The organism is Citrifermentans bremense (assembly GCF_014218275.1).
GTDB classification, from domain to species: Bacteria; Desulfobacterota; Desulfuromonadia; order Geobacterales; family Geobacteraceae; genus Geomonas; species Geomonas pelophila.
In genome coordinates, this window is the sequence record NZ_AP023213.1 from 1,956,448 (window position 1) to 1,974,063 (window position 17,616).

Below are 17,616 nucleotides of genomic sequence, written 5' to 3' on the forward strand. Positions count from 1 at the left end.
TCTATGGTAATAGCCGAAGAGAGCAATGACTTTGAATATATCCACTCTCTTTCTCAGTCATGGTCTGTATTGGTTATTGCTAATATAATGCCCGGCACCGGTACACCGCTGGATGTAGTTTTGCAATGACAGTTGTTACGGTTTTTCTTCACGCAGTGTTCCGGAGGCGACGTTGAGCGATACGGTTGCCGAGATTCTACGTTTACTGACGGAGCATTTTGGCCAGGACTTCCAGAGCTACTCCCATAACCTTGCGGAGAAAAGGATCGCGGAACGGGTTGCCCAACTCCGTCTTCCAGACATCGCCTCGTACTGCCGACTTTTGCACGACGACGCCACAGAAGCCCCCTTTCTTGCCCGGATGATGCGCATCCGTTTCAGCAGTTTCTTCCGCGACCCGCTCCAGTTTGAACTTCTCGGCTCGGTCGTCGTTCCCTCCATGCTCAGGACCTCCCAAAGCGGGTTCTTCCGGGCCTGGTCCGCCGCCTGTGCCGGCGGAGAAGAAGCATGCTCCTTGGCCATCATAGTCGACGAGGCGATGCAGCTGCTCAACCTGAAAACCCGGGTGCAGATCTTCGCCACCGACATCGCGGAGGATGCGCTGGCAGAAGCCGAGTACGGCAGGTACGCGCCAGGGGCGGTCGCCGGAATCACGCTGCAGCGGCTCAACAAGTATTTCATCTACGACCGCAGCGGCTACCAGATCTCGCCCAGGATCAAGGAGATGATCACCTACTCCCGGCACGACCTGCTCGACCCAAACACCTACGCGCCTCCGGAATCGCTTTTCGGCGGGTTCGACCTGGTGTCCTGCCGCAACTTCCTCATGTACCTCGATCCGCAAGGGTATCTGCGGGTGTTCGACAACCTCTTCCGTGCCCTGAACCCTGAGGGGGTGCTGTTGTTGGGAAAGGCGGAAACGGTGCCCGAGAGATACGAGCCTTTTCTGGAGCGGATCTTCGACTGTGGCAACCTGTTCCGGAAGAAAGCCGTGGTCTGGAGAAAATGATGAAGATGGCGCGCCCCTTGGTCCTGGCATTGATAGCTTGTCTCACCCTTTTCGGCTGCTCGCAGCAGCCCGGCTCCGGACAGGGCTCGCCCCCAAATGCCTCCTCTTCGGCCGCGCCGGCAAAACCTGTCAAACACGACAGCTACCGCTTCAACACCGCGCAGGGGATCGACATCGGGATCCAGCCTTTGACGCTCCCCGAGGGCTCGGTCGCCGAGCTCATTTCGCGCGATCGCGTGCTGTTCAAGCGTCTAAGCCGCAGCGGCATGCAACTGCAGCTGCTTCCTTTCTACAAGGGGAAAGACATCGGCGATTTGATCGCCACCGGGGAACTGGAAGGGGGCTTCTTCGCGGACATGCCTGCCTTGACCGCCGCGGCTACCGGGGACGTCGTGCTGCTGGCCATGCTGAAGCAAGGTGCTGCCTCCATCGTGGCGCGGCGCCCGATGCTGGTAAAGGAGCTGGAGGGAAAACGGGTGGGAACCGCCATCGGCAGCGCCGCCCACTTCACCCTTTTGAGGGCGCTGGGGAACGAGGGGCTGACCGAGAAGGACGTCGAGATCGTGCCTATGGAGGTGAGCGAGATGGCGCGGGCGCTCGCCTCGGGAAGGATCGACGCCTTCTGTGCCTGGGAGCCGACTCCTTCCATGGCCTTTGCCTCCTACCCGGACTTCCACCTGGTCCACAAGGGGCTCAATTACGGCTTTCTCTGCCTGCGGCGCGACTTCGTGACCCGGCATCCAGCTGAAGCCAGGGAGATCGTCGCAGCGGTCGCCAGGGCGTGTTTGTGGATGCGGGAACCGGGGCAGCTGGAGCAAGTTGCCCGGTGGACCATCGAATCGGCGACGAAGTTCCAAGGCGAACCCTTTTCCCTCAAGCCTGAGCAGATGATCTCCATCACCCGCAATGACCTGCTGCAGGTCCAACATTCTCCGCGCATACCGGAGACGCTGCTGCGCGAGCAGGAAGTGCTGTATCAGAAATTTCTATTCCTGAAGAAGATCGGCAAGATACCGGAAAACGTCTCCTGGGCCAGGGTACGTGGTTCCATTGACATTTTCATGTTGCGGGGGGTCATGGCTGAATCCGACAGGTACGACCTGAGGTGGTTTGACTACCGCGGTAATAAGGGGACGGGCGGTTCAAGATGAAGAAATGGGTCCAATTGCCGACGCTCAAGGCGAGGCTTGCTTTCTGGTTTACGGCGATCTGCCTGGTGCCGTTGTTCCTTATGACGACCGTCATCTACATGCAGCGGGTCAAGGTGGCGCGGGCGCTGCTCTTCGACAAGCTGAACGCGGTCATCTCGCTACGCCAGCAGCAGATCGGCAGCATCCTTGACAACATAGTCGTCGATGCCTCCACCATCGCCTCGGACCACTCGGTGCAGGCTGCGGCGCAGCAGCTTCTGTCAGGCTCCAGGGCTCAGGCCGGGATCTCGACCGAAAGCCTGACCCTGTTCAAGGGGTACAAGAGCAGCAACGGGTCGGTGGCCGACGTCTCCCTGGTCTCTTTGGACGGCACCATCGCGCTTTGCACCAGCGACAGCAGGGTAGGGACGCGTATTGCCCGGCCTGAGATGGTGGCCGACGCGATGCAGGATCTGGCGCCGACCTTTGGAGAGGCCTATCTCTCCGGCAGCGGCGGGATCCCCAGCATCGACGTCGCCGTCCCGATCCGGGCAGGCGTCGGCTCGCGGGTCAGCGCCCTGCTGGTGGTGCACCACAACCTGCATACCCTGCTCTACGACATAACCGGCAACCGCACCGGGATGGGGGATACCGGCGAAACCGTGCTGGTGAACCGGGAGGTGATGCCCCTTAACGAGCTGCGGGCCATGCCCCAAGGGGTCCTGAGGGTGCGGCTCAAGGGGAAACCGGCACAGATGGCCGCGCGCGGCGAAAGCGGCATCGCGCAGACCACCGACTACCGCGGAGTGGAGGTCCTTTCCGCCTTCGTTCACATCCCACGCACCGGCTGGGGGCTTGTCTGCAAGCAGGACACCAGCGAGGTGCTGGCGCCGATCCGCAGCCTGCTCTTCATAACCTACGGACTCGCCTCGCTCATCTCCCTTATGGCCTGCGTGCTCGCCTTCAGGCTGGCACGCTCCATTGCCGAACCGCTGGTGAATCTGGCCGCCTCCGCCAAGGAACTGGAAGAAGGCGATTTCGACGCCCGGGCCGTCCCGGAGGGGACCTACGAGCAGAAGACCCTGGCGGGAAGTTTCAACAGCATGGCGCAGACGCTGCAGGTGAAGATGGAGGGGCAGCAGGGCTTGTCGCGGCTCTCCCAGCACCTGGTAGTGGCCGAGGGGATCGACGATTTCTTCAGCAAGCTCCTTCCTGTCCTTCTGGAGGTGACCGGGGCCAAGATGGCGATTGCTTACGTGGAAGAGCGGCAGAGCGGAGAGTTCGCTCCCATGCATGCCATAGGGCTCCATTCCTCCTTGCTGCGCCGCTTCAACCGCCGGCACCTGGAGGGGGAGCTGGGTGTCGTCCTCTCCAGCGGCAAAGTGTCCTGCTTGACGCCGCAGGAAGGGACGCCGCTGCGCTTTGCCACAAGTTTCGGCGACATACTACCGGCCGAGATAGCCACAATCCCCATCTCGGTCGACGCCGAGATTCGAGCCTTCATCTCTATTGCCTCGGAGCGTCCCTTCTCACCGACGGTGCACGAGATCCTGGAAATGGTGCAGATGCCTTTCGGGTCCGCCTTCGCCCGGATACTTTCCGGCGAGGACGTACGGTTGCTGGCGAACGAACTGGCGCTGAAGAATGCCGAGCTGACCCAGCAATCCGAGGAACTGGTGCAGCAGTCGACCGAGCTCGCCCACCAGTCGGAGGAGCTTTCCCGCCATAACCGTGTGCTGGACCTGCAAAAGCAGCAGCTGGAAGAGGCGACCCGGCTGAAGAGCGAGTTCCTCTCAAACATGAGCCACGAACTGCGCACGCCGCTCAACTCGATGCTGGCGCTCTCGCGCGTGCTGGCTGTGCAGGGCGGTTCCCGGCTCACCGAGGACGAGAAGGGGTACCTCGCCATAATTGAGCGCAACGGGAAGCACCTGCTCTCGCTGATCAACGACATCCTCGACCTTGCCAAGATCGAGTCGGGCCGCCAGGAGGTCTTCCTGGAGACGGTCTCCCTGCCGCAGGTCGCAGCAGAGGTGGTGGACGGGCTCTCAGTCCTGGCCCGAGAGAAAGGGATCGCCCTTTCCCTGGAAGCGCCCGAGGGGCTGCCCACGCTGCTGACCGACGTGAAGAGGCTGCGCCAGATGTTGCAGAACCTGGTGGGGAACGCGGTGAAGTTCACCGGCGAGGGGGCTGTCACCGTGAGGCTTGCCGCCGAGGGGGAAGAGGTTCTGATCAAGGTGGAGGATACCGGGATCGGCATAGCGCCGCAGTACTTGGAGACCATCTTCCAGGAGTTCCGCCAGGCGGACGGCAGCACCTCCCGTTCCTTTGAGGGGACCGGACTCGGCCTTGCCATCGTGAAGAAGACGGCGCGCCTTCTTGGGGGGGACGTTTCGGTGCAAAGCGAAGTGGGCAAAGGCTCCGTCTTCACCCTGCGGCTTCCGGTGGACGGGATGGCGGCAGCCAAGCTAACCCAGGCGCAGGGGAGCGTCGCCGTGGCGGGAGAAAGCGCCAAGGCCCCGTCGCAGGGGAGGTCGATCCTGGTGGTTGACGACGACCCGGATGCCGTGTCGCTCATCGCGGCTCACCTAAGCCAGGCCGGGTTCGAGACCCTCACCGCGCTAAACGGCGCCGACGCCCTGAGGCTTGCCCGTGCCAAGAAGCCTTTCGCCATCACGCTCGACATCATGATGCCGGACATGGACGGCTGGGAGGTGATGCGCGAGCTGAAGGATCACCGCGAAACAGCCGACATACCTGTCGTCATCGTGTCGCTGTCGGACGACCGGGCGACGGGGATTGCCCTGGGCGCGGTCGGGGTGATCTCCAAGCCGGTGAGCAGGGAACAGCTGATGGAAACCTTCAAGAAGCTTACCGGCGCCGGTTGCCGCCTTGTGCTCGTGGTCGACGACAGCGAGTACGACCGGTTCTTCATCGCCTCGCTCTTCAAGGAGATGGGGATGGACGTGCTGATGGCGGAGGACGGGGCGCAGGCCCTGGAGCTTGCGGCAGTGGACCAGCCCGACCTGATCACCCTTGACCTGCTGATGCCGGGGATGGACGGAGCCGTCGTGCTGGACAAGCTCAGGTCCAACCAGTCCACCGCGGGGATCCCGGTGGTGGTGATAACCTCCAAGGAGCTGAACGCGGCGGAACAGGAACGCCTCTCCTCCGGGGTGAGCGCCATCCTTTCCAAGGGCGGGCTGGTGCGCGAGGCGGTGCTGGACGAACTGGTGCGCAGCCTGGAGAGGATAGGCTGGCGCCTTCCCGAGCAGCAAAGCGGAAACGGGGCGAGGATCCTGATCGTCGAGGACAGCGAAGCGGCGACGATTCAGCTTCGCTTCGCGCTGGAATCCGCCGGATTCTGCGTCGACGCGGTCTCCGGGGGAAGGCACGCCCTTTCCTACCTTAAGACCCATGTTCCCGACGGAATAATCCTCGACCTGATGATGCCGGAAGTAGACGGCTTCGACGTGTTGCAGGCTGTGCGCACCTCGCGGCTGACCGAAAGGGTGCCGGTCATGGTGATGACGGCGAAGACGCTTTCCCCGGGTGAACACGATCGGCTGCGCGCCCTCGAGGTGAACCACCTGGTCCAGAAAGGGGACGTGGAGCAGCACGAATTGCTGCGAAGAATCTACGAGATGCTGGGGGCCTTCTCCCTGTTCAAGCCGGACGTGGAGCCCGCGGCACCTCCCCTTGCGGACGCAAGTTGGCAGGGTGACGGATCGGTGCTGGTGATCGAGGACAACCCCGACAACCTGGTTACGCTTCGAGCGGTATTGGGGGAAAGCTTCCGACTGGTGGAGGCGACCGACGGCGAGTCGGGCCTTGTTCTGGCGCAGAAAGGGTCACCTTCGCTGGTACTTTTGGACATGCACCTCCCCGGCATGGACGGGCTTACCGTGTTGAGGCACCTGAAAGAGAACCGTGCCACGGCCGCCATCCCTGTGGCGGCCCTTACCGCAAGCGCCATGGCTGGCGACCGGGATAAGCTTATGCAGGCTGGCTGCGTGGCCTATCTCTCGAAGCCTTACCAGCCTGAAGAGCTGCAGGAACTGGTCTCAAAATTCGTGGCAGCGGGGGCTGCGCAGAGCGCCTGAGCGCGGTTTTTTGCAGTCGAGGAACTTCCGATATGAAAATTCTCGCCATAGACGACAACCACGACAATCTCCTCACGCTCAAGGCGTTGCTGGATATTTTCATGCCCGAGGCGAGGCTCATCACCTCCCAGTCTGCCCAGGACGGCATGCGCAGGGCCTTGCTCGAGGCGCCCGACGCCATCTTGCTGGACATCCAGATGCCGGGCATGGACGGGTACGAGGCGACCCGCAGGCTCAAGGGAAACAGCTCAACCCAGCACATCCCGATCATCCTGGTCACCGCGCATCGCACCGACCCCTCGGGCAAGGTGCGTGGGCTTGAGTGCGGCGCCGACGCCTTCCTGTCCAAACCGATCGACGAGGCGGAACTCGTGGCCCAGATCCGGGCCATGGTGAGGATTAAGCGCTCGGAGGACGCGCTGCGCCAGGAGCGTGACAACCTCGAGGCACTGGTGCAGAAGCGGACCTCGGAACTGCTGTTGATGAACCAGGTGCTGACGGAGAACCTGGCCCGGCTGGCCGAAAACGAGGAGCGTTATTCCCGGGCGGTGCGGGGGACCACGGACGGGCTCTGGGATTGGAACATGGTGACCAGTGAGTGCTATTTCTCCCCGCGCTGGAAGGAGCTTCTGGGCTTTGCCGACGACGAGCTGGAAAATCAGGTCGACACCTTCTACTCCCGCCTGCACGCTGACGACGTTGCCCTGGCGCAGGAGGCGCTTGAGGCGCACCTGGCAGGCAAGGCGCCGCTGGACGTGGAACTTAGGCTGAAACACCGCGAGGGACAATACCTGCGGTTTCGCATCCGGGGGCAGGCGGAATGGGACAGCCTGGGGGCGCCGGTCCGCCTTTCAGGTGCGCTTTCCGACGTAACCGAGCGCCAGCTCATGGAAGAGCAGCTCAGGCAGTCGCAGAAGATGGAGGCGGTAGGGCAGCTGGCCGGCGGGGTCGCCCACGACTTCAACAACATCCTCACCGTGATCGCCGGCTATGCCAACATGCTCAGGATGGACCTCCCCCCCCACGGGAACGAGGTGAGGCTCGCGGAACAGATCGCCCTCGCCACCGAAAAGGCCGCCGAATTGACCAAGGGGCTTCTTGCCTTCAGCCGGAAGCAGCCGATGGCACCTCAGAAGCTCGACCTGGGAGAGGTCGTGCAGCGCGTGGAGAACTTCCTTGTCCGCGTCATCGGCGAGGACATCCAGCTGAAGACGCGTCTGCTCCCGGACTCGCTCCCGGTGTGGATCGACCCCGGGCAGATAGAACAGGTGCTCATCAACCTGGCCGCGAACGCGCGGGACGCCATGGGAAACGGAGGGACCTTTACCATCGCGACCGGGCTTTTAGAGGCGGACGGCTCGCTCCCCTCCTTCTGCGGCCCCAATGGGCGCTATGCCGTCATCATCGTGTCCGATAACGGCAAGGGGATGGACGCCGAGACCAGTAAGAGGATCTTCGAGCCTTTCTACACCACCAAGGAGGTGGGGAAGGGGACCGGCCTCGGCATGGCCATCGTCTACGGGATAGTGCAGCAGCACAAGGGATACATCGCCGTCAACAGCAAGCCCGGAGAAGGCACCTCCTTCAGCATCTATTTTCCGCTCGCCGAAGACGAGGTCGAAATGTACCGGGAGCCTGCTGCCGACCTCGAGCCGGAACAGGGGACCGAGACCATCCTGGTTGCCGAAGACGACCCGAGCGTGCGCAACCTGGTGGACATGGTGCTCACCAAGTACGGCTACCGGGTGATCCTGGCAGAGAACGGGCAGGAGGTGGTGGATCGCTTCACCGCCCACTCAAGCGACATCGGGCTCATCCTGATGGACATCATCATGCCGCGCAAAAACGGCATCGAGGCGTTCGCCGAGATCAAGAAGCTGCAGCCAGAGGCGAAGGTCCTCTTCACCAGCGGCTACACCTCCGACTTCATCGAGAGCCGCGGCATGGAAGAGGGGGTCGAACTGATCATGAAGCCGGTGCAGCCGGTACAACTGCTGCGCAAGGTGAGGGAAGTGCTGGAGAGATAAGCTGGGGCTTTCGGGAACAGTAAAGGGCAGCGCCTGGTCATTGGGCGCTGCCCTTTTTGTTGCCGGCGTTTACCTTCTTGCTTCAGGTGAAGTCCCGGGCGTTTATGACCAGGCCGCTGCGGGCGCCGTGTATGCTGGCCCAGTAAGCCTGCGCCACGTCCTGGGCGGGCATCCCCGCTGAGCTGTCCATGTCCAGCGCTTCGAGGGTCTCCTTGACCCAGGGAGGGCTTACCACGTTGATCCTGATTCCCCGCGGCAGCTCGAGCGCGGCGGCGCGGACGAACCCTTCTAGCCCGGCGTTGATCATGCTGATGGAGGAGCTCCCGGGCATCGGTTGGTGGCTCAGGACCCCGCTGGTCAGGGTAAAGGAGCCATGATCGCGGATGTAGTGCATCCCCACCCGCACCAGGTTGACCTGGCCCATCAGCTTTCCCGTGAGCCCCGTCTGGAAGTCATCGTCGGTCAATTCCGCCAGGGAGCCGAACCTTGCCACCCCAGCGGCGCAGACCAGCGCGTCGAACTCTCCGGCCTCCCTGAACATCGACTCTATCGACTCCTTCTGCGACATGTCGACCCTGAAATCGCCGCTTCTGAAAGCGACCCTGACGACTTCGTGCTCGGTAGATAGAAGCCTGGCCACGGCTTTCCCTATGGTTCCGGTTGCTCCGACGACGATGATTCGCATAAGCAGACCTCCCGTATTGGCGCTTTTTATGGCTCCCGACCCAACGCAGGGGGAGCTGGCGCCGCCCTACAGGCCGAGGTACAGGGTGAAGTATACTTGGTTTTCGCCGCCGCGGTTGAAGCCGTGGGCGAAACCTAGGGCGGGGGTGACCTTGGCCCAGTAGCCGATGGTCATGTCGGCTCTGAGCTCGGCTCCGGCGCCGACCCTGGTTTCGTTGGCGTGAAAGCTCCTGTTGTCGTCCCAGACCTGGCCCGCGTCCGCGAAGAGCGCGCCGTGCACCTTCTCCAGGAAGGCGGGAGCCGTTCCGGGGCCGGTGAAGGGGTAGGCGAGCGGGGCGCGGTACTCGACGGTTCCGGTGGCTACGTACTTTCCGGTCATGGAGCGGGTTGGGTAGCCGCGCAGCGGGTACTGGTTGTACTCCGAGGGGGCGCCCCCGATCTGGAAGGCCTGCTGACCGTACTGCAGGTCCCCGTCGGCGAGAGCTGCGGACAAGCGCAGGTAGAGCACCGGGTGCGGCAACTGCGTCTTCGACAGGCGCAGGTACTGTTCGTAGCGTGCGCTGTATTCGGAGAGGTTTTGATCGGCTCCGATGTCGCGACCGAAGTATCGGTACAGGAAAGTCAGGTCGCACCCCTCCTCTGGACTGATGGAGTAGGGGTACTTGAGGGCGCTGCTGTAGCTGATCCCCGCGAAGAGGTTGTTCCTGCGCCCCTGGAACACCGGGATCCCGCCGAAGGTGCCGTCGCTACTCAGGCGGCTCAAGGCCTTCTGGTCCAAAAGCTCGTATCCCCCCTTGATGCGGTAGGAAGACTCCAGGAAATTGACAGGTATGGATGCTTCCAGCTCCGCCCCGCGGTTCACCTCCCAGAAGTCATAACCTTTCTGGTACAGGTCGCTGTAGACAAAGGGCTCGTTATGCGCCCGAAGCGACAGGGTGGGGTAGAAGTAGTCGTTCAGGTAGGTAAGGTTGAAATAGCCGCGCTTTCTACCCTCGCTGTATGCGGCACTGATGGCGTAGGAGTTGTAACCCAGGACGTCCGCGCCGGCGGTGAAGGCGCCGATCACGGACTGGTCCGAGCCGTCGCCGTAGATCTTAGGCAGCCAGAAGCGCGGCAGCAGCGTTTTGGCCGCGCTGTAGCGCGAAGGGGAGGGTGCCGCGGCCGAGTCCGCCTCTGCCTCCGTTGCCAGGGATGCGGTACGTGCCGAGGGAAGCGAAGGGCCGCGTGTGAGGCTCCACCTGGAGCGGTCGATTTCCATGCGAGCGATCTTGAACCCCTTGGAGCTGTAACTTGCCAACAGCAGCGAAGAGCCGTCCGGGGCGGGGGCGGGCTGAATGGCACCGGCCAGAAGGTGGCTTACCTGGTAACTCGAGCCTCCCTTCAGATCGAAAGCGAAGAGGTTGAACACCCCGGTCTCGTCGGAGATGTAGTAAATGGCGGAGCCGTCCGGCGCCCAGATGGGGAAGGCGAAGGTGTGGCTGGCCCTGAAAAGGGCGCGGTCGGTTTTCTCGGCCGTATCGTAAATCCGGAGCGCGCTCATGCCGGTGTTGTCGGTAAGGATATAACAGATGCTGCGGCCGTCGGGCGAGAAGCTGGGGGAGGAGACCCGTTCCAGCGTGTAGCCGGTAACCGGGAGCGGCTGCGCCTTGTCCCCCAGGCTCAGGTCGAAAAGCGCCAGGTTCTGGCTTCCTCGCGAGCTGACGACGGCGGCTGCTGTCCTGCCGTCCGGCGCCACCTGCGCGTTGCCCAGCCGCTCTCCCCTGGTGAGCCTTTTCGTCTCGCCGCTCTCCAGATGGTGGACGTAGAGGTCCTGGTACACGTTGAAGCCGCGCTCGATTTCGGCCTGGGTGAAGTAGAGGCTCTTGCCGTCGGGGGACCAGCTTAGGCTTCCGTCCGAGAGCTGGCGCCGGAACTGCGCCAGCACGTTCTTCCCCGAGGCGTCGGTTACTACGACCGAGGTGTGATCGTTGGGGTCGCGCCTGGTGAAGGCGATTCTGCTCCCGTCCGGGGAATAGCGCGGGTTGGTGAGGTTCTCACCCTGGTCGTTGACGACGGTGAGCGGAGTAAAGGGGACGCGGGAAAGCTCCTTGATCCTCGCTCTTTGCTCCAGCTTCAGGGCGACGATCATGTCACGGTAGATGTCGCTGTAATCCTTGCCGTTGAAAAGATCCTCCGGCGGGCTGTTGATCAGGTAGGGGAAGCGCCCGGAGTGTGCGATGGCGAGTTTTCCCGCCGCTTCGGGGCCGTAGGTCTCGGCGATGTAGCGCTGCAGGCGATAGCCGTACATGTAGGCCAGGTGGCCGGATGGCCAGTAGGGCACGTCGCCGTTTATCTGGTCCACGGAGGGGAGGTCGTCATCCGCTACGGCGGAGCGGAACACCATGTCGTAGTAGGTTCCCTTGCCGCGGCCGACTCCCGTGTATTTCGACTCGGCCCAGGTCGCCATCCCCTCGTGCCACCAGCGCGGCAGGAAGGTATTGGGGGGCGCTGTGGCGATGAAGAAGAGAACCGACAGCGGGTCGAGGCTGGGGAAGGGCTTGCCGAAGATGGCCCGGGTCACCTTGGAATAGCCGCGGGCTGGATCGGCGGAGAGTATGTGCGCGTATTCGTGGGTGAATAGGACCCTGAGCCAGTCGTCGTATTCCCCGAGCGTGGAGGCGACTGACGGCGGGACCACCTGCAAGTACACCGCGTTGTAAGGGATGGTGACGGCAAGCCCGTTTATGAAGTCGGAGTCGTCGATGAGCACCACCTGTGTTTTTCCGGCCGGCTGCCACCCGAATTCCCGGGCCAGCAGGGGGTGCGTCTCTTCGGCGATGGCCGCTACCTTACGGGAAACCTCTTCCAGCCCCTGGTGGTAGTGGATGGAGAAGTGTTCGGTCTCGATGGTCGAGTAGGAGAAGGAGGTGTCGAATTTCGCTGCAAATGAAAGGGAAACAGTGCACAGCACCAGCGTTGCCGCCAATAGTAACGTTCTCATAGCATCCTTTCTTTCAAGTTGGTGACGCTATTCTACTCCCACCAGTTCGCGCCCCTTGGGGTACTCGATGACGATATCGTAGGAGACCTTCTTCTTCTCACCCGGTGCCAGGTTCAGCTTCCATTCCAGCGTCCCGTCTTCCTTGGCCTCGGAGGGAAGAGGGTCTGCGTCTTCCAGCTTCACCTTGATCTCCGCGTTGGAGGGAAGCGGCTGCTGGTCGAGCAGGGTAAGCGCGACCTCTTTTTTCTTGAAGTTTTCCAGTTCGATCGTTACATGGTAGGTCACGTTGTTGCCGCTGATGAGCCCCGCCTTTTTCGCCACCCGGGCCGCTTCCCGCTTCACCTTCACCTGATCGTCGGACCCGAAGTAAAGGTCGAACTCTTCGCCGGAGCTGACGGTTTTTACACGGCTTTTGCCGACGAAGGTTGCGTCGTTGAAGATGTTCACCTCCCCGGCCAGAAGAGGATAGGGGGTGTTGTTCAGGACCTTGGACTTGAGGTAGACGCGCGGCGAGAGCTTCGGGACGGTCAGGTACTCGGCGTTTACCGGGACCTTCTCGCTCGCTATGACGCTGCCGGCGCGGGTGCCGTCGGCCGGGACGTCGACCGGCCGCGCCACCTGGAAGAGCACCGAGGTCTGCCCCTGCGCCACGTCCGAGGTGAGAGGCTGCGCTTCCTCGACCCGGTCGGCCGCAGACCCCACCGGGTAGGCGCCAAAGGCCGGTTCAGGAGCAGGGGCTGCCATTTCCTTCATGGCGCGCGGAGCGTAGGCTATGGGGCGGGGAGGCTCGTAGAAGGAGACGTGCCAGGGGGAGAGCTCAGGCGCGCCGCCACCGACCTCGGGAGCCGCGGTCGACAGTGAGAGCTTCACGCCAGGCCACGCCTCACCTGTTTTCTGCGCCACCTGGGCGCGGTACACGAGTTCGGCCTCCTTGCCGTCGGCGCCCAGGCGCACGTCGTACAAGGGCTCCCAGGTAGCCTGGCTCACCAGGTAGGAGAGGTCGAGGTCGAATTTCAGGTCCCGATCCGCCTCGATCGCAACCTGCGCCGATTTCACTTCTCTGTGCGTCTCGGCGAGGTGTTGCTCCAGCTCCTTCCTGAGTGCCGCTATCTTGTCGTTGAGCGGTTTCTTCGCTGCCTCCGCTTCGTTGAGCTGCTGCTCCACTTTGCCGACGTTGTCGCCTACGAAGCGTACAGCTTCCCCTAACTCGGCGGTGGTCGGCTTGCCTGCGGAAAGCTCCTTGGAGATCCGCTCCGACCAGCCTACCCGGATGGAATCGATGAAGGCCCTCTGGGAGGCGAGCGCCTTGCGCTTGGCCTCTATGCTTTCCACTTGGCGGGTGAGGGAGGCGATCTCGTCCTCTATCTCGCGCACCCTTTGGTCCCGCGAGCGGTCCAGGAAGACCCTTTTCAGCGTGATTCCCGCGATGCGTGCCGGGGCCGTCCCCTTGCCCACCGCGCGAAGCGAGTCCTCGTCCAGCACCTGGGGGAGGTCCTCGAAGTTGACCAGGTTGGTCCCGGCCTTGAGCGAAAGCGTCGCCCTGCGTGTCACTTGGGCCCGGTCCGAAAAGACGGTGACGGATTGAATTGACGACCGGGCTTCCATCCTGGTGGTCTGCGCCGCGAGTGCCAAAGGCGAGCAAAGGACGAGGATGACGCAATAGAGCATTGTTCGAGTATTCATTGAGGACCTCGATGGCAATAAGCCGTTGTGATTTTGTTTTTCATGACTGGTAGTCGGTCAAGGGGTCTTTTTCTTCGCCGCGTAGCTGTAGTACTTGAGCCTGATGTTTTCCCACATGACAAGCCGCTGCTCCATCATGGTCATCACCCGCACCTCCCCGTCCTGTGACACCACGAACCCGATGCTGCCGGGGTTCTGGGAACAGTACCTCATCATGGAGCGGTGCCTTGTGCCGAAGTGGTTGTAGGCGGCCGGGCGCAGCTTTGCAGGGGTGGCCAGACGGTCGGTGGCGATGAAGAGGTTGTCCGGCTCCTGCCAGTTCTTGATCTCGACGCCGTACCCCTTGACCGCCAGGTCCGGGTCCATCACCACCAGCCCGTCAACCCGGGTCAGAAGGGCGACGAACCAGATCACGCCGTCGATCTCGTTCTTGTTCGCCCTCAGGTCCTTCTCCAGGCGCCTGAGCTGGAAATACTGGCTGGAAAGGATCTCCTTGGGCTTGGATTCCGAGAGCCCCAGAAGGTGTTCCTCCAGGTAATCGGACTTGATCTTGGTGACGGCGTTGGTTTGCAGCGAAGTGGGGAGGCGGTCGTAGTCGATGCCGTATTTCACGTTGAGATGGGCCGGATCGATCTCCTGCGTGATGAGGATGGCACCGCCATTTCTTATCTTCTGGATCCTGAGCAGAATCCGGCATAGCGCGGAAATCCACTGCTGGGTGTGGAATTCGTCCATGCCGGCATCGGTCATGTAGACGTCGTCGGGGAGGTGGCTGCGCACTTCACGCAGGTAGCGCTTGATCCCTGGGTCCAAGAGGTCGCGGACCGGCCCTTCGCGGAAGATGTCGAGCGAGAAGCGGATCAGCTCGTTCACCCTGAGCTCGGCCACCTTCTCGTAACGCATGTAGACTACGATGTTGCCGATACCCTCCACGCTGGCCTGGAAGATGCCGGGGCGCTCCGGCTCTATCTCGGCGCTTCGGTTGAGGAACTTGTGGAAGCGGTTCTGCTGGTCCACCAGCCCCCAGATGAAGAGCTTGTGCTCCTTGTCGGGCCAGATGACGAAGGAGGAGGTGCGCAGGTCGGTCGACTTGGCGATCTTCACCACGTTGGAGACTGAAAATGGGATCGGCTCGGCGAAGGGGATATAGCTCCAGCGGTCCCGTACCGGGTTGCGCGGCGGCTTGGGGTCGGGCTGCTCGGGGTCAAGGTAGACCATGTGGAAGATCACCGGCTCCGATTCCTCGGTCCTGAGGCTGGAGTAGTACATGGTCTCCATGAGGTCGACTATGATCTTCTCGTCCGGCACTGCAGTGCGACGCCTCCTGAGTTCCGAGCAGACGGTTTCGGCAAGGTTGCGCGGGGTCTTGTTCCTGCCGCTCATGGCCGGTACCCCCCGAGGTAAGGCCCGAGGATGGGCTCCAGGTGGCGTTTTACGCCGTCGAAGAGCTGCAGCGTGAGGTCCGTGGGGTTTTGGCAGTAGTAGCTCGAGGGGGCGAAGTTGTAAAAGATCCGGCATGCGAAGGGACGGACGCCGTAGATGCCGCAGTTTCGCTTTTTCAGGTTGAAGAAGGGGCAAAAGCCGCTGTCGTCGGAGCGCTTGGGCAGGAGGTCTAGAAGCTCCTTTTCGTGGGCGAAGACGTCGGGGCTGCACTTGCAGCACTGGCCGGTTTTGCAGCCGGCGCCTTCGCTTTCGCTGCGGCATAGGGAGAGGCCGAAAACCCGCCGGCTGAAGCTCTCAGCCGCGCGGTAAACGAAGGAGACCTGGCGAGCGCGGTCGGCGCCGGCGCGGTCCGCGTTTATCAGGTGCTTCTTCAGCCGCTCCAGTTCCCGCGCGACCTGCTCATTAATGGTGAGGGGGTGGGCTGCAGGCATTGCCACTCCGTTTCATGCTGGATACTGGGCAAACTCAAGGAGAATGCCGTCAGGACCGTGAAAATATATCAGCTTTTTGCCGGTCTTCTGCCAGGTCTGGATCTCGCCTATGAACTGCACCCCGAGGCCGCGCAGCCTCCCGACCTCGGCCTCGATGTCGCTTACCGCGAAAGCCAGGTGCCGGAACCCGATCCTGTTTGCCTCGCCGTTCTCATCGCCGCCGGAGGCGGCGGAGTCAAACTGCAGCAGTTCGATGGAAACGTTCGATCCCGGGTGCTGCAGCGCCACGAAACGGCCCCCGGCGCAGCGGATACCGGTCAGCTTCTCCAGGAATTCCAGATCCAGTTCGGAACTGATCCCCTCGGTGCAGCCGAGCAGTAGGAAAAACTCCTTTGCCTTCTGCAGGTCGCTCACCACGATATTGATGTGGTCCATCTTCATGATCATCTGGTCAATCCCCCCACTTTATCTCGCTCCTGTCGAAACTGATGTGGTAGCGGAGTTCCCTGAGGAAGTTCATGCCGAGAAGGCCGTCAGCACCGCCGCCCTGGATGATGAGAAAGTCGATGCCGTATTTCCGGTTAGGCCCTACCAGGACGTAGTCCATCTCGGCGCGGCTGGTCACATGGTAACCGGTGCCTATTCCCTGGGCGACGGCCCTTTTTGTGTCGTTCGGGTTTATGTTGAGCTTTTCGGCAAGCTGCGGAGTCATGGTGGAAACCTCCGCGCCGGTATCGAGGACGAAGCGTGCGGTGACTTCATGCCCCCGGTAGCTTAGGGTTACCGGAAGCAGCACGCGGTTTCCCTTTATGGCCACCGGCATGACAGAATTGTCGGAACTCTCTTGTTCCCGTTTTGCTTTTTTCTTGTTCTTCTTGGGGATCTTCGCGGGGTTGTCGGTGAAGGTGATGGTGCCGTGTTCATCTTCGTACTGGTACATTTCGCTGTGTACCGGCACTGCGACCAGCAGGGTGGCCAGGCTGAGCAGGGTCACACAGATTATGGCTCTGTTAATGATCAAATACTCCTCCCTCAGAACCCGTTATCGCTGCCGCAGCCTTGATGCCGCTTGCTCCGCCTCCTGAATGGCGTCTTGCGCAAAGAGAACTTATATTAATACGCACATGTTGTAAATTGAAATGCGCAGTGGAGAGAAACGGGTCAGTATGATTAACCTACTTTTGTGGTAGACAATATATATTCTTTTCTTGACTGATTTAATTTTATTTTGTACCTTACCTAAAACTCCCATGGGAGTGGGGTATTTGCCCCCTGCATCACGTGTTGCGGTATCTGGAGAGGGAGGCAGCTTTGAAGATCGATCAGAAGAAATTACGGGAACTCCTCTTAGCTCCGGCTTTTTCCCTGTCTCCGGACCAACTCAGACGTGAAGGCAACGTTTTCCTGGTTGGCGGCAATCTTCCTGAACGCCAGACCCTGGAAACGCTTTACGACAGTCACTATCAAAGCAACGCAGCCCTGTTTCACCTCACCTTCGGCAAGGTAGACCAGTTTGGGAGCGGCGAGGCACTGGCCCGGGTCATCAAGAAAAACTTCAACGTGCACCTGGCGGCGACGCTCGATTTTCCTGCACCTTCCCACCTCATCGAGCGAGCTTACGCAGCCGGCGTCGACATACTGGATATACCTTTGCCCGCCCCGGGCATCGCAGCGGAGCATGCAAAGGAGCGGTTCAAGGCCCTCAATATCGCCCGTTCCGTATTCCCGCGCTGGTCGGTGGTTTCGACACTGGTTGCCGGGGAGGAGCCTCCTGCCGTGACCATTGCCGGCATCGACGCCCTCCTGGCCTCGGAGGTAATACCGCTGGTGGTCCTGTCGCAACGGGCGGCCAGGCACCCAGACGACGAGATCGCTCGCATCTTCACCCATCTGCAGGCCGGCTGGCGCAGGCACAGGTGCGTTCTCAAGCCTTTGCTGCCGCTGATCCGGTTGACCACCCCGCTGGTCCCGGCGGCGCCGCGCAACATGTTGCGAGGGTTCATCGACAGCATCGAGGACCGGCGCTTGCTTGCCGCCTCCGACCTGAGGCGGATACTCAGGGTGAAAGAAGTTGCGGAATCATTCGATTCCGCAGGCCTATAGCGAATTGCTTCAATAGGATCAAA

The 17,616-nt window shown here is 61.7% G+C and carries 12 protein-coding genes; 5 read left to right on the forward strand and 7 right to left on the reverse strand.

Annotation, left to right across the window (positions count from 1 at the left end; genetic code table 11):
- Positions 1 to 172: 172 nt before the first annotated feature.
- The 4 genes from GEOBRER4_RS08710 to GEOBRER4_RS08725 are packed head-to-tail and all read left to right on the forward strand — an operon-like array spanning position 173 to position 8,269.
- Complete coding sequence (locus tag GEOBRER4_RS08710) at positions 173 to 1,009, forward strand: CheR family methyltransferase (RefSeq protein WP_085812947.1); 837 nt, start codon at positions 173 to 175, stop codon at positions 1,007 to 1,009.
- Positions 1,009 to 2,160: an ABC transporter substrate-binding protein gene (locus GEOBRER4_RS08715; protein ID WP_185245063.1), complete on the forward strand. Its 1,152-nt coding sequence runs from the start codon at positions 1,009 to 1,011 to the stop codon at positions 2,158 to 2,160. The genes GEOBRER4_RS08710 and GEOBRER4_RS08715 overlap by 1 nt, the downstream gene beginning before the upstream one ends.
- Positions 2,157 to 6,242, forward strand: a complete 4,086-nt coding sequence (locus GEOBRER4_RS08720) for a response regulator (protein WP_185245064.1) — start codon at positions 2,157 to 2,159, stop codon at positions 6,240 to 6,242. The genes GEOBRER4_RS08715 and GEOBRER4_RS08720 overlap by 4 nt, the downstream gene beginning before the upstream one ends.
- Before the next feature lie 32 nt (positions 6,243 to 6,274).
- Entirely contained in the window at positions 6,275 to 8,269 is a 1,995-nt protein-coding gene (locus GEOBRER4_RS08725; protein ID WP_185245065.1) for a response regulator, read from the forward strand.
- Between the two features lie 82 nt (positions 8,270 to 8,351).
- Here the strand turns inward: GEOBRER4_RS08725 and GEOBRER4_RS08730 are convergent, their stop codons facing one another.
- From GEOBRER4_RS08730 to GEOBRER4_RS08760, 7 genes are all read right to left on the reverse strand, one after another.
- Complete coding sequence (locus GEOBRER4_RS08730) at positions 8,352 to 8,954, reverse strand: short chain dehydrogenase (RefSeq protein ID WP_185245066.1); 603 nt, start codon at positions 8,952 to 8,954, stop codon at positions 8,352 to 8,354.
- 66 nt (positions 8,955 to 9,020) lie between these two features.
- Positions 9,021 to 11,933: a BamA/TamA family outer membrane protein gene (locus GEOBRER4_RS08735; RefSeq protein ID WP_185245067.1), complete on the reverse strand. Its 2,913-nt coding sequence runs from the start codon at positions 11,931 to 11,933 to the stop codon at positions 9,021 to 9,023.
- A 27-nt stretch (positions 11,934 to 11,960) separates the two neighbouring features.
- On the reverse strand, positions 11,961 to 13,616 hold the full coding sequence (locus GEOBRER4_RS08740) for a mucoidy inhibitor MuiA family protein (protein WP_185245068.1): 1,656 nt from the start codon (positions 13,614 to 13,616) through the stop codon (positions 11,961 to 11,963).
- A gap of 57 nt (positions 13,617 to 13,673) precedes the next feature.
- The gene (locus GEOBRER4_RS08745; RefSeq protein WP_185245069.1) at positions 13,674 to 14,999 is read right to left on the reverse strand and encodes a putative sensor domain DACNV-containing protein; all 1,326 of its coding nucleotides are present in this window, start codon (positions 14,997 to 14,999) and stop codon (positions 13,674 to 13,676) included.
- Positions 14,996 to 15,490: a YkgJ family cysteine cluster protein gene (locus GEOBRER4_RS08750; protein ID WP_226377929.1), complete on the reverse strand. Its 495-nt coding sequence runs from the start codon at positions 15,488 to 15,490 to the stop codon at positions 14,996 to 14,998. Before GEOBRER4_RS08750 ends, GEOBRER4_RS08745 begins: the two co-directional genes overlap by 4 nt.
- A gap of 12 nt (positions 15,491 to 15,502) precedes the next feature.
- Positions 15,503 to 15,937: a VOC family protein gene (locus GEOBRER4_RS08755; protein WP_185245071.1), complete on the reverse strand. Its 435-nt coding sequence runs from the start codon at positions 15,935 to 15,937 to the stop codon at positions 15,503 to 15,505.
- A 4-nt stretch (positions 15,938 to 15,941) separates the two neighbouring features.
- Entirely contained in the window at positions 15,942 to 16,511 is a 570-nt protein-coding gene (locus GEOBRER4_RS08760) for a retroviral-like aspartic protease family protein (protein WP_185245072.1), read from the reverse strand.
- 290 nt (positions 16,512 to 16,801) lie between these two features.
- On the opposite strand from GEOBRER4_RS08760, the gene GEOBRER4_RS08765 reads away from it, so the two are divergent.
- Positions 16,802 to 17,593, forward strand: a complete 792-nt coding sequence (locus GEOBRER4_RS08765) for a hypothetical protein (protein WP_185245073.1) — start codon at positions 16,802 to 16,804, stop codon at positions 17,591 to 17,593.
- The last annotated feature ends 23 nt before the right edge of the window (positions 17,594 to 17,616 follow it).

Excerpts from the sequence above, each read along its gene's own strand:
- GEOBRER4_RS08715 (WP_185245063.1), top strand. The coding sequence starts at position 1,009 with ATGAAGATGGCGCGCCCCTTGGTCCTGGCATTGATAGCTTGTCTCACC.
- GEOBRER4_RS08720 (WP_185245064.1), top strand. The coding sequence starts at position 2,157 with ATGAAGAAATGGGTCCAATTGCCGACGCTCAAGGCGAGGCTTGCTTTC.
- GEOBRER4_RS08725 (WP_185245065.1), top strand. The coding sequence starts at position 6,275 with ATGAAAATTCTCGCCATAGACGACAACCACGACAATCTCCTCACGCTC.
- GEOBRER4_RS08730 (WP_185245066.1), bottom strand. The coding sequence starts at position 8,954 with ATGCGAATCATCGTCGTCGGAGCAACCGGAACCATAGGGAAAGCCGTG.
- GEOBRER4_RS08735 (WP_185245067.1), bottom strand. The coding sequence starts at position 11,933 with ATGAGAACGTTACTATTGGCGGCAACGCTGGTGCTGTGCACTGTTTCC.
- GEOBRER4_RS08740 (WP_185245068.1), bottom strand. The coding sequence starts at position 13,616 with ATGAATACTCGAACAATGCTCTATTGCGTCATCCTCGTCCTTTGCTCG.
- GEOBRER4_RS08745 (WP_185245069.1), bottom strand. The coding sequence starts at position 14,999 with ATGAGCGGCAGGAACAAGACCCCGCGCAACCTTGCCGAAACCGTCTGC.
- GEOBRER4_RS08750 (WP_226377929.1), bottom strand. The coding sequence starts at position 15,490 with ATGCCTGCAGCCCACCCCCTCACCATTAATGAGCAGGTCGCGCGGGAA.
- GEOBRER4_RS08755 (WP_185245071.1), bottom strand. The coding sequence starts at position 15,937 with ATGATCATGAAGATGGACCACATCAATATCGTGGTGAGCGACCTGCAG.